Below are 11912 nucleotides of genomic sequence, written 5' to 3' on the forward strand. Positions count from 1 at the left end.
GAAGAGGCTGTATTCAGAGAGGTTGAAAAACCATGAAGCAAATGATTGTACAATGCCAACAGCAGATGACCCAAATGGCACTGTTGGAAGAGGGACGGTTGGTTGAATATGCGGCTGAACTACCGCGAAAACGGGGAATTCTAGGTTCTTTTTTCAAAGCTAGGGTGGTCAATGTGCTACCGGGAATGCAAGCCGCTTTTGTTGACATTGGACAGCGCAAGAATGCCTTTTTGTATGTGGATGACGTACTTCATGCCCATTTGGACAAGCAGCCAGAGGTAAAGCCGTCCATTTCTGAACTGTTAAAGGTGGGGCAGGAAATCGTAGTACAGGTATTAAAAGAGGCAGTTGGTAGCAAAGGAGCCAGGGTGACCACTCATTTTTCACTTCCCGGCCGCTGGATTGTTTACATGCCCCGTGCTGATTATGTGGCCGTATCCAAGAAGATTGAGCGTGAGGGAGAACGTGCCCGTTTGAAAGCAATGGGAGAGCAACTGCGCACGGGTGAGGAAGGGGTCATCATTCGTACTGTTTCAGAGGAAATGAGTATAGAGGCGATTGAAAATGATCTGAATCAACTACGCAAGCAATGGGCGGCTATTCAGCGTAAAGCGGGCGAACACTCTGCACCGTGTGAATTGCACCGGGATCTGAGTATCGTTCAGCGTTTAATTCGCGATGTGTTTACACCTGAGCAGGATGAACTGGTCATTGACAGTGAGGAGCAAGCAAAGGATGCAGAAATAATGCTGCAACAGATCGGTTCTGCGAAAGCTCATGTAAGTATATTTCGCAGTGCAGAAGAAACTATTTTCAAAGCTTATGGCATTCATGAGCAGCTGGAACGCGATTTTGCGCGAAAGGTATGGCTTCAGGGTGGCGGATACATTGTCATTGATCATACGGAGGCATTGACCGTCGTTGATGTGAATACTGGGAAGTTTACGGGCGGCAGTAATCTGGAAGAGACGGTGACCCAGACTAACATTGAAGCAGCAGAAGAAATTGCCCGCCTGGTACGTGTCCGTGATATTGGTGGTATTATCATCATTGATTTTATTGATATGGAACAAGAGGAGAATCGTAGGGAAGTATCCTCTGTGCTGGAGGCAAGATTAAAAAAGGACCGGACTAAATCCTATGTTGTCGGTTGGACGCGGTTAGGTTTACTGGAAATGACCCGCAAAAAAGTGCGTGAAGAAAAGACTCTCGTATAGAACGTGCGTAATCAAAATTATTTCAAAACTAAAGGTTGAATGTGTACGAAGCTTGTGCTACAATCATTTAGTATGTGTGATGCGTAAGATTGGCTGCACATGCTGTAACCGCTCCAATCAGGTACTGAAGTGCAGTATCTTAAAGAAACTGCCACCTGCTATTAGGCGAGTCTGAGACATAAGGAGGTGCAAGCAAATGTACGCAATTATCGAAACAGGTGGTAAGCAATACAAAGTTCAAGAGGGCGACGTATTGTTCATCGAGAAGTTGGAAGCTAATGATGGTGAAACTGTAACGTTCGATCGTGTTCTGGCAGTGTCTGGCGACAATGGCTTGACAGCAGGTACACCGCTTCTTTCTGGAGCTTCTGTAACGGCTAAAGTTGAGAAGCATGGTCAAGGTCAAAAGGTCATCGTATACAAATACAAACCTAAAAAGAACTACCATGTGAAGCAAGGTCATCGTCAACCGTACACGAAAGTGACGATTGAAAAAATCCAAGCGTAAGAGGGTGCGATAATTGATTATCGTGCGTATTATACGACTGGAGGATGGCAGCATACAGGGGTTTTCTGTTAAAGGCCATGCGAATTTTGCTAAATCTGGCGAAGATATCGTATGTGCTGGTGTTTCGGCGGTAACCGTAGGAACTGTCAATTCGATTGTAGCTCTTACGGACGTTGAAATGGAAACGGAAATGGAAAACGGCTTTTTAAGCGCGTATCTATCTCCTGAAAGTTATCATGATGCGAACGCACAGGTTCAACTGTTGTTGGAGTCCATGGTAATTATGCTGACAAGCATTGCTGAATCATACGGTAAGTATATTCAAATAGAAAATAAACAAAGAAGGAGGTAGACATCATGTTGAAATTGACATTGGATCTTCAGTTATTCGCATCGAAAAAAGGTGTAGGTTCCACAAAAAACGGACGTGACAGCAGATCGAAACGTCTTGGAGTGAAACGTGCTGACGGTCAAGCAGTTACCGGCGGTAGCATCTTGGTTCGTCAACGCGGAACGAAAATTCACCCGGGCACGAACGTGGGCATCGGTAAGGACGACACTCTGTTCGCGAAAGTGGACGGCGTTGTGAAGTTCGAACGTTGGGGCCGTGATCGCAAAAAGGTGAGCATCTACCCGATCGACGTTGCTCCAGTAGCAGCTACTGTAGAAGCTTAATAGCGGCTTAGACACGCTGAAAAGCCTCCGGCACTTTTGTCGGAGGCTTTTTTGCATGATGGTAATGAACTGGAAAGTTAGTCTGTGCTATACTGGATTAAGGTTGTTGACTAGTCCATTTAATTATCGCAGAACGGAGAGAAGCCATGTTCCAGCGGATAAGAGCGCCTTATCTGGCGTTGGGTTCCATTCTGATTCCTTTGGTTTTTTCACTGCTCTATCCCAAAGCATTAACGATTATCATACTAGCTGTGTGGGCTGTAGCTGCTGCTTGTTTTGGTATGTGGTATACCCATAGACAGGTTGAACTTGAGCGGAAAGCTGCTTTGCGTTCTTTTGAGCGTACAGCGATAGCGACGCTTAACCATCATCGGCATGACTGGATGAATGATTTACAGGTGCTTTATGGCTATATTCGTATGAATAAGCATGATAAATCAGCTGCTTATGTGGAAACAATAAAAGGGCGGGTGTCGGAAGACAGTAAAATATCTAAGCTGGGTATTCCCTCGCTGGTGTTTTATTTGCAGTCTTTTCGCGTGAACGCCGGAAATTTACAATTGTCGGTAAAGGTTGAGGAAGAGTTAAAGTTAGACGCTGTCATGTCTCCCGAAGACGGCGAGTCGCTTGCCTCGGCCGTCATACAAACGGTGCGTGCGTATCAATATGGCGGGGGCCGGTCGTCCTGGGGAGAAGTGCGCAGATTGACACTTTATTTCGGTATGGATCAGAATGATGTTATCGTCCGCTTTGAAGGAAGTGACATACCTACCGATTTAAATATACTAAAGCAGGTCAGATCCGTACTCGGAAGTGAACGCCTTCGAACAGAGAAGCTCCCTACAGGAGATATGCTTCAAATTCGAATGCAGTGCCAGACATAAGGAAGGTGTAACCATGTTTGTAGATAAAGCGAAGATTTTTGTTAAAGGCGGTGACGGTGGAGACGGATTAATTGCGTTTCGCCGTGAGAAATATGTTCCTAATGGTGGCCCAGCTGGTGGTGACGGAGGGAACGGTGGAGATGTGATTTTCCGTGTAGATGAGGGTTTGCGCACCTTGATGGATTTTCGATACCAACGGCATTTTAAAGCCCAGCGTGGAGTAAAAGGTCGCAACAAAAGCCAACACGGAGCCAACGCAGAGCACATGATCGTCCGTATACCACCGGGAACAGTTATCATGGATGATGACACTGGTGAAGTATTGGCAGATATGACACGTCATGGCCAACAGGTCGTTGTAGCTAAAGGAGGACGCGGAGGACGCGGTAATATTCGTTTTGCTACACCGAGCAATCCAGCACCTGAATTGGCTGAAAACGGTGCGGAGGGGCAAGAACGTTATATTACACTTGAGTTAAAAGTGATGGCTGACGTAGGCTTGGTCGGATTTCCTAGTGTAGGAAAATCTACCTTGTTGTCAGTTGTATCTTCCGCAAAACCTAAAATTGGCGCATACCACTTTACAACGATTACCCCAAATCTGGGCGTCGTAGATGTGGGGGATCAGCGGAACTTTGTGATGGCCGATTTGCCTGGTTTGATCGAAGGAGCTCATGAAGGCACTGGACTGGGTCATGAATTCCTGCGGCATATTGAGCGGACGCGAATCATTATCCATGTTGTGGATATGGCGGGCTCTGAAGGACGTGACCCGTTTGAAGACTGGACCAAAATAAACGACGAATTAAAGCAATATAATGCAGCTCTGGCTGAGCGTCCACAAATTGTGGCGGCCAATAAAATGGATATGCCGGAAGCTGAAGAAAATCTTGCTCACTTCAAAGAGCAAATTGCTGCGATACGTCCTGACCTTGAAATCATGCCTATTTCCTCTTTGACACGTCAGGGTGTAAAGGAACTGCTCTATCGGGCTGCTGATCTGTTGGATCAAATACCAGACGAGCCGGTTGTTGAGGAAGTAGCAGAAGTCAATGAACGTAAGGTATTTAAGTTGGATACGGCCGAAGACGAGGGCTTTACGATCGTACGTGAAAACGACACATTCGTGGTGCACAGCCCCAAAATTGAGCGCATGATGAAGCGTATGCAGATGAACTCACATGATGCTATCTTAAAATTAGCAAGAACGTTGCGTCATATGGGTGTGGATGCTGAGCTACGCAAGCGTGGTGCCACAGATGGTACATCTGTCCGCATTGCTGATTTCGAGTTCGAATTTGTAGAAGGTAGCAGCTACTACTAAAAATGAAATAAGGCTTTAAAACCTGAACGGTTACTGCACTATAGGGAATTCTATAGAAGGCAGTAGCCGTTTTTTGTATTGTTAGCTTGCCGATTTTCAAGAGTTTCGATATAATGTCCTCTATACAAAAACATAAGTCTTTGAGGAGAGGACGTTCTTGAAAGAGCGCTATTACTTGGTACGGGAAGATATTTTGCCTGAAGCTATTGTTAAGACCATACAGGTAAAACTGCTGCTGGCTTCGGGAGATGTTAAAACCGTGCATGATGCCGTGGAGCAAGTTGGGCTAAGCCGAAGCGCCTTTTATAAATATAAAGATGGCATACATTTGGTTAACCAGTTGGAGCGCGAGCGAATTGTCAATATCTCTATTGATCTAGAGCATCAATCCGGCATGCTGTCCAGGGTGCTCGGTAGAGTGGCAGATTACGGAGGTAATGTGCTGACGATCCAGCAAAGTATTCCACTGCAAGGCAGAGCCAACGTAGTCATCTCAGTAGAAATGTCCAGGCTTAGTGATGAATTGGGTGTTCTGCTGGAGGGCTTGGAGAGCATTTCTGGAGTCAAGCGGGTCCGCCTGATTGGGCAAGGCTGAGCGATACAGTTCGTTAGATAAAAGTTGCAGGAGGGGAATGGATGAAACCGGTCAAAGTAGGATTGTTAGGCTTGGGGACTGTAGGTACGGGAGTCGTTCGAATCGTTGAGGGTAATCAGGAAGACTTGAGCAGACAAGTCGGTTCACCGATCGTCATTGAAAAAATAGCTGTAAAAAACATAGAAAAGTATCGTGCCATTGAAGTGGACACCGCCAAGCTTACGGAGGACCCGTGGGAAGTCATTCGAGATCCTGAAATTGATGTGATTATCGAAGTCATGGGTGGGATTGATCAGACGAAGGAGTACATTCTCGAAGCGCTAGAGAGGGGCAAGCACATTGTAACGGCCAACAAGGACTTAATGGCATTGCACGGTTCTGAAGTATTGGCAAAGGCACAGGAAAAACAATGTGATATTTTTTATGAGGCTAGCGTAGCGGGCGGTATACCGATCATTCGTACGCTCATCGAAGGTTTCTCCTCTGACCGTATTACCCGCATTATGGGGATTGTGAACGGGACAACAAACTATATTTTAACTAAAATGAGCCAGGAAGGAGCCTCGTATGAGGAGGTTCTTAAGGAAGCCCAAGAGCTTGGATACGCAGAATCTGATCCGACCTCAGATGTCGAAGGATTGGATGCGGCCCGAAAGATGGCGATACTTGGGACCCTTGGTTTCCGTTCCAATGTAGAGCTCAAGGATGTAAGCGTGAGCGGCATTTCCAAGGTAACCAGTGAAGATATTGCTTTTGCTAAAAGATTAGGATATGAAATGAAATTACTTGGCATTGCAGAGCGTCAAGGTGATGAATTTACGATTAATGTTCAGCCAACTATGGTGCGCAAGCAGCATCCATTAGCTTCGGTGAACGGGGTGTTCAACGCAGTTTATGTACATGGTGAAGCGGTGGGTGAAACCATGTTTTATGGTGCAGGTGCAGGTGAAATGCCAACAGCTACATCAGTTGTGGCTGACCTGGTAGCTGTAGTGAAAAACCTCAAACTCGGCGTAAATGGGCTTAAAGCAATCGTACCCTACAATCCTAAAAAAATTAGCAATGACGAAGACGTGTATTTCAAAAATTTCGTGCTTTTGCACGTGGATGATAAAGCGGGGGTATTGGCACAGATTACGCAGGTATTTGCTGAATTCAATGTCAGTTTGGCATCTGTCGTGCAGCAACCGAATGAGACTAATCCCGATGCTGAAATTATTATCGTGACTCATTTAGCTAGCAAAGCAAGTATGAAAAAGGTTTTAGAGCATTTTGAAACTTTGGACGTGATTCGCCGCATCAAGAGTGTATATCGGGTAGAGGGATAGTCAATAAAAGCAGGAGGAATCATTTGTATGACCGTTTTGAAAACAGCAAGAGTGCGCGTGCCTGCGAGTACGGCTAACCTAGGACCTGGCTTTGATACATTGGGCATGGCGTTGTCTCTATACGCATGGATTGAATTAAAAGAGGCCGAGCAGACAGCTTTCCATCTGTACGGAGATCAAATGAATGGCGTTCCCCAAGATAAAACCAATTTGATTTACAAGGTAGCACAAATGGTTTTTCGTGAAGCAGGTGTATCTGTTCCTGAGCTGGAAATTTCGATGTACTCGGATATTCCGCTTACCCGTGGTTTGGGCAGCAGTGCTTCCGCCATTGTAGGTGCCCTGGTGGCTGCTAATACGCTGATTGGCTCGCCTCTGTCGGATTCCAAGCTATTTGACATGGCAAGCGCTATCGAAAAGCATCCGGACAATGTCGGAGCCTCTCTGTTTGGTGGTATTATTACTGCTATGTGGGATGGCGAGCATGCCAAGCACTTACGGATTGAACCGGATGCTAATCTAGAGGTAATGGTAGTTATTCCAGATTTTCAACTGTCTACGTCGAAGGCCAGAGAGGTCCTGCCTACCCACGTATCCTTGAAGGATGCTGTATATAATATAAGTCATGCTTCAATGCTGGTAGCGGCATTGGCATCGGGCCGAACAGATCTAATCGCCGAAGCGATGCGGGATCAGCTTCATCAGCCTTACCGCGCGGCACTAGTGCCGGGTATGACAGAGATCCTACAGGATGCGCACCATTATGGTGCATTGGGTGTGGCCCTTAGTGGTGCTGGACCGACGTTGCTGGCATTGATGGATCAACGGGAAAATCGCAAAGCGGAGCTTGAACTGTATTTAACGGAGACAATGAACAAAGAAGGGATCACTGCGTCTGTTTTGAAATTGCGCCCAGAGGTTGAAGGGGTTAAAGTATATACAGAAGGGAATACACACCCTTTTATGGATATGATTAAAGGGGAACTTACGATATGAAACGAATTGCACTTCTTCCTGAGGGGACTGTTTCTCATGAAGCGATTAAATATTTGTTAGGAGATACACCCTGTGAACTTCTATTTTACAAACATATAGCAGACGTATTTCAGGCAATAGACAAGGGACAGGCAGACTATAGTGTAATTCCTATTGAAAATACGATTGACGGCTCTGTGAGTTTGCATATGGACTGGCTTGTACATGAGGTAGACATTCCAATGCAGGCGGAATGGGTATATCCTTCGATTCAAAATCTTATTGGACATCGTAGTGAATTTCTTGGGGATCAGGACGAGCTGGATTTGAGCAAAGTGGTCAAAATTATGTCCCATCCTGTAGCGCTTCCCCAATGTAAAGAATTCATACAAGCTTTCGCTCCTCAAGCTGAGCTGGAGAGTGCAGGAAGTACGGCCGAAGCCGTCGAAATTGTTAAACATAACCCAGGTAAAGGTTGGACCGCTCTCGGAACCAAGCTTGCGGCTGCCAAACACGGATTGGACATTTTGGCCAGCAAGGTGACGGATCACGATAACAATTTTACCCGCTTTGTCTTGATTGGACATGAACCTGTAAGGTTCCCGCGTACGCCAGAAGGCCAGCGAACCAGTATTTTGGTCACGCCGCCACAGGATTTCCCGGGAGCGCTACATCAGGTTTTATCTGCATTTGCATGGCGCAGGTTAAACCTGTCTCGTATTGAATCGCGTCCGACCAAAAAGCAATTGGGGAATTATTATTTTTACATTGAAGTTCTGGAATCTCTGCATTCCGTTTTGCTTCCGGCAGCCTTTGCAGAGATCGAGGCTTTGGGGTGCCATGTACGCATTCTTGGCTCTTATCCAAGCTACAAGTATGTTGAAGCAGCGATCGAACCTATTTTGAAGGAACATTAATCGGAGGTGTGGTTGTAATGGCAGAACAATGGATCTATCTGGATGGGCAGCATGTAACTAAGGAGAACGCAAAGGTTTCCGTATATGACCATGGTTTCTTGTACGGAGACGGTATATTTGAGGGTATTCGTATTTATAACGGAAATATTTTTAAATGTAAGGAGCATTTAGAGCGTCTGTATGATTCTGCGAAATCTATTCAGTTGAACATTCCGTTGTCTCCTGATGAAATGTTGGAAGCCATGGCTGAAACGATTCGCCTTAACGAAATGCGTAATGGATATATTCGATTGGTTGTATCCCGTGGTGCTGGAAATCTAGGTTTGGATCCCCTTCGTTGTGCAAAAGCGAGTGTCATCATTATCGTCGAGCAGCTCGCCATTTACCCGGAAGAAGCTTATTTGACAGGCCTGAAGACAATCTCTGTCTCTCAGCGTCGCAACATCCCGGATGCTTTGAATCCAAAGATTAAATCATTGAACTACCTCAACAATATCCTGGTGAAGATCCAGTCTAACTATGCTGGTGTAGGTGAGGCTATTATGCTCAATTCCCAAGGATATGTGACGGAAGGTTCTGCTGACAACATTTTCATTGTCAAAAATGGAGTGTTGTACACACCGCCTTGTTATTTGGGAGCGCTTGAGGGGATTACTCGTAATGCTATCATCGATTTGTGTGCTAAGCTTGGATATTCGCTTAAGGAGCAACCTTTTACATTGCATGATGTATATGTCGCGGACGAGGTGTTTTTTACGGGAACTGCGGCAGAAGTGATTGCAGCTTATGAAGTAGATGGTCGTACGATTGGCTCCGGTGTTGCTGGTCCAGTGACTTTGGAGCTTCTGGCTGAGTTCCGGAAGATTGTGGATCAGGATGGCTATAAAGTGTGGCAGGACTAAAATAATCGAGATCCTTTTGACTGAATGCTTGTAAGAGTATTCGGTTGAGAGGATTTTTTTGTTTGTAGGGGGTCATTCGCCCGGGAGGTGCATAGGATGTAATAACAGAAGCCGGGCGTTTATCCCGCCCGAACGAAAGTCTAGGAGGTTTGTGACCTGTGAAAATACACATCGTCAAAAAAGGTGACACTCTATACTTACTGGCACAGAAGTATAATGTGACACTAGAGAAAGTTATTGCCGCCAATCCCCAATTGGCAGACCCTAATCAGTTGAGCATCGGTGAGAAAATCAAAATTCCGACAGATCCTGTTACGATGGAAACACAGCCGTCAACGGTCTATCAACACAAGGTTAAGCAAGGTGATACGTTATGGAAGTTGTCCAAGGCGTGGAATGTACCGCTTAAGATAATTATTGATGCCAATTCCCAACTTAAAAACCCGAACGCACTTCTGGTTGGAGAAACAGTTAATATTCCACACTACAAAGAAAACGCATCTGATCTTTCTATGAATAAAAAAAATACCGCAGTGAAAGAAGAGATGACACAGCCTAAAACCGAATCCCCGACCAAGGAAGAACTTACCCAGCCCAAGGCGGAATTAACACAGCCTAAACCGGAGAATATGCCTAGCCCTAAAGAAGAAATGACACAGCCGAAAGAAACAGTGAATCCTCCTAAGCTTCCTGAATTAAAACTGCCTGAAGCTCCTATGGCGCCCGTCAATATGGCACCCGTGAACATGGCACCTGTCAATATGGCGCCCGTAAATCCTGCTCCACCTCAATTGCAGCCCATAATTACTCAACCTGCCCCACCTCAACAAATGCAACCTATAGTCACTCAACCGATTGCACCTAAACCGCAGCTTCCAATTAATATCGAAAAGCAACCTGTAACTGAAAAGTTTTGTGGCTGCACAAGCTCGAAGCCGATGGAAAATTCCTCATGGCCATTACAGCAACCGACATTTGATTACAGTCCGCCAATAAATGCAATGCCGAACTCGTTGTATCCGGGGATTGGGTCTCCTCAGAATTGGGGGGATGCTCCTGTAAATACTTCCTTTGCAGAACATGCCTCTCCTACTGTAGTTGCAGATCAGGGCTATCATCATGACTGTGAGCATCCATGGTGCTGGGGACCTGTGCAGACAGCAGCACCCATACATGCTCATCCCACACCTTATCCTGCCTATTCAGATTGCTGCTGCACCCCTGGATATTATCCGAGTCATGAAGCGTCTGAAAATACATCCTATCCTGTCTATCCTCCATTTATCCACCAAGGGGGTCCGCAGCAGCAACCAGAGAGTGCAGTCCAGGGTAGCCAGTGGGGCAACGCATGGGGAGGACCACAATATAGTATGCCTGCAAGTGGATACGTGTCCGACTTTAGCCAACCAATGGCTCAACACGCCGCGAATCATCCATATCATCCGTTCGCACATGGAAATGCACCTATGTATCCATTAGAGGGATATACAACGCCCTATATGTTTATGCCAGACTGTGGATGCCGGGAAGGAAACATCGAGTCGGCGCCAGCCTCTCCGGGAACGCAAGAGGTAGGTAACAATCTGACTATTCCATCGCAAAATGAAGGTGCTTCTTCAAAAAAAGACGATAGCGCGTCTAAAGGCAAATCAAAAGACAACTCTAGCAGTACATCCAAGGAAGAAACATCTAAAGCCAAGGTTTCAAGTGAACATGCTACTGTTAAGAAGCATAAATCCCGTAAATCGACAGGAGGAAGATCTCGCTCCTCATCCTATAGTGCTCGTGCACGTCAAAATCCATGGATTAATGACTGACGCAGATAAATATAAGAAAGAGGTAAACGCTATTACCGTCCCGATTTGTTAGTCATAAGGTGAAAGGAATAAATGTTAAAGAGGCTGTTATTCTGCTAGTTGAGAATGATAGTCTCTTTTTTTTAAATGCAGTAATCCTACACATGAATAATGTCACTAAAAAAGATGTTGCTAATTATCATAGTCATGTGGTATATTCTTATAGTTGTCTTTTACAAGATGATTAGCAACATAAAAACAAATTAGAATTAATTGAAAAATTCTCTTGAAAAAAAGTGTTGCAAAGATAAAAGAAACATGATATATTATTTAAGTCGCCGCTGAGATGCGGTGAAGAAACGAAGTGAGTTAAAGTAAAGAGTTACGCAAGTTTGATCTTTGAAAACTGAACAACGAGTGAGTACGGATTTTGTTTACAAAATCCAAAAGAGATATTTTATCTCGTCAGTTTCAACATGAGCTAATCGCTCTTTCTATATTGTTTTATCTTCGGTTCTTCTCCTTGGAGTGGATGAAGATAAAACAGGTTGACGTTACTTTGTAACGTCTTTAATGGAGAGTTTGATCCTGGCTCAGGACGAACGCTGGCGGCGTGCCTAATACATGCAAGTCGAGCGGGGTTAATTAGAAGCTTGCTTCTAATTAACCTAGCGGCGGACGGGTGAGTAACACGTAGGCAACCTGCCCACAAGACAGGGATAACTACCGGAAACGGTAGCTAATACCCGATACATCCTTTTCCTGCATGGGAGAAGGAGGAAAGGCGGAGC

The 11912-nt window shown here is 45.4% G+C and carries 12 protein-coding genes, 1 rRNA gene and 1 other annotated feature; all 13 genes read left to right on the top strand.

The features are described from left to right. The first annotated feature begins 32 nt into the window (after positions 1-32). Positions 33-1217, top strand: coding sequence for an Rne/Rng family ribonuclease (locus tag MMB75_RS18595; protein WP_017427423.1), 1185 nt, complete (start codon positions 33-35; stop codon positions 1215-1217). Between the two features lie 96 nt (positions 1218-1313). Further along, positions 1314-1400 (top strand) — a sequence feature (ribosomal protein L21 leader region). Positions 1401-1413: 13 nt separating this feature from the next. Continuing rightward, entirely contained in the window at positions 1414-1725 is a 312-nt protein-coding gene (rplU, locus tag MMB75_RS18600; protein WP_013311592.1) for a 50S ribosomal protein L21, read from the top strand. Positions 1726-1738: 13 nt separating this feature from the next. Beyond that, entirely contained in the window at positions 1739-2077 is a 339-nt protein-coding gene (locus MMB75_RS18605) for a ribosomal-processing cysteine protease Prp (RefSeq protein WP_016818432.1), read from the top strand. Positions 2078-2082: 5 nt separating this feature from the next. Beyond that, the gene (gene rpmA / locus MMB75_RS18610) at positions 2083-2400 is read left to right on the top strand and encodes a 50S ribosomal protein L27 (RefSeq protein WP_013311590.1); all 318 of its coding nucleotides are present in this window, start codon (positions 2083-2085) and stop codon (positions 2398-2400) included. A gap of 146 nt (positions 2401-2546) precedes the next feature. Then, entirely contained in the window at positions 2547-3284 is a 738-nt protein-coding gene (locus MMB75_RS18615; RefSeq protein WP_103042560.1) for a Spo0B domain-containing protein, read from the top strand. A gap of 13 nt (positions 3285-3297) precedes the next feature. Beyond that, positions 3298-4608: a GTPase ObgE gene (gene obgE / locus MMB75_RS18620; RefSeq protein ID WP_019688406.1), complete on the top strand. Its 1311-nt coding sequence runs from the start codon at positions 3298-3300 to the stop codon at positions 4606-4608. 157 nt (positions 4609-4765) lie between these two features. Continuing rightward, entirely contained in the window at positions 4766-5203 is a 438-nt protein-coding gene (locus tag MMB75_RS18625; RefSeq protein ID WP_013372659.1) for an ACT domain-containing protein, read from the top strand. Positions 5204-5244: 41 nt separating this feature from the next. Then, on the top strand, positions 5245-6531 hold the full coding sequence (locus tag MMB75_RS18630) for a homoserine dehydrogenase (RefSeq protein WP_031462083.1): 1287 nt from the start codon (positions 5245-5247) through the stop codon (positions 6529-6531). 27 nt (positions 6532-6558) lie between these two features. Continuing rightward, the gene (gene thrB / locus MMB75_RS18635; protein WP_031462082.1) at positions 6559-7527 is read left to right on the top strand and encodes a homoserine kinase; all 969 of its coding nucleotides are present in this window, start codon (positions 6559-6561) and stop codon (positions 7525-7527) included. After that, complete coding sequence (pheA, locus tag MMB75_RS18640) at positions 7524-8423, top strand: prephenate dehydratase (protein WP_016818437.1); 900 nt, start codon at positions 7524-7526, stop codon at positions 8421-8423. The genes thrB and pheA overlap by 4 nt, the downstream gene beginning before the upstream one ends. Before the next feature lie 17 nt (positions 8424-8440). Then, complete coding sequence (ilvE, locus tag MMB75_RS18645) at positions 8441-9325, top strand: branched-chain-amino-acid transaminase (protein ID WP_013372655.1); 885 nt, start codon at positions 8441-8443, stop codon at positions 9323-9325. A gap of 158 nt (positions 9326-9483) precedes the next feature. After that, entirely contained in the window at positions 9484-11142 is a 1659-nt protein-coding gene (locus MMB75_RS18650; protein WP_090890271.1) for a LysM peptidoglycan-binding domain-containing protein, read from the top strand. Between the two features lie 549 nt (positions 11143-11691). Continuing rightward, positions 11692-11912, top strand: a 16S ribosomal RNA gene (locus MMB75_RS18655); the annotation flags it as partial.

The organism is Paenibacillus sp. P2(2022), assembly GCF_029522175.1.
Lineage (GTDB): Bacteria > Bacillota > Bacilli > Paenibacillales > Paenibacillaceae > Paenibacillus > Paenibacillus polymyxa.

Bases quoted from the DNA above. Each gene is read 5' to 3' on its own strand.
- MMB75_RS18595 (WP_017427423.1), top strand. From the start codon at position 33: ATGAAGCAAATGATTGTACAATGCCAACAGCAGATGACCCAAATGGCA.
- rplU (WP_013311592.1), top strand. From the start codon at position 1,414: ATGTACGCAATTATCGAAACAGGTGGTAAGCAATACAAAGTTCAAGAG.
- rpmA (WP_013311590.1), top strand. From the start codon at position 2,083: ATGTTGAAATTGACATTGGATCTTCAGTTATTCGCATCGAAAAAAGGT.
- MMB75_RS18615 (WP_103042560.1), top strand. From the start codon at position 2,547: ATGTTCCAGCGGATAAGAGCGCCTTATCTGGCGTTGGGTTCCATTCTG.
- obgE (WP_019688406.1), top strand. From the start codon at position 3,298: ATGTTTGTAGATAAAGCGAAGATTTTTGTTAAAGGCGGTGACGGTGGA.
- MMB75_RS18630 (WP_031462083.1), top strand. From the start codon at position 5,245: ATGAAACCGGTCAAAGTAGGATTGTTAGGCTTGGGGACTGTAGGTACG.
- thrB (WP_031462082.1), top strand. From the start codon at position 6,559: ATGACCGTTTTGAAAACAGCAAGAGTGCGCGTGCCTGCGAGTACGGCT.
- pheA (WP_016818437.1), top strand. From the start codon at position 7,524: ATGAAACGAATTGCACTTCTTCCTGAGGGGACTGTTTCTCATGAAGCG.
- ilvE (WP_013372655.1), top strand. From the start codon at position 8,441: ATGGCAGAACAATGGATCTATCTGGATGGGCAGCATGTAACTAAGGAG.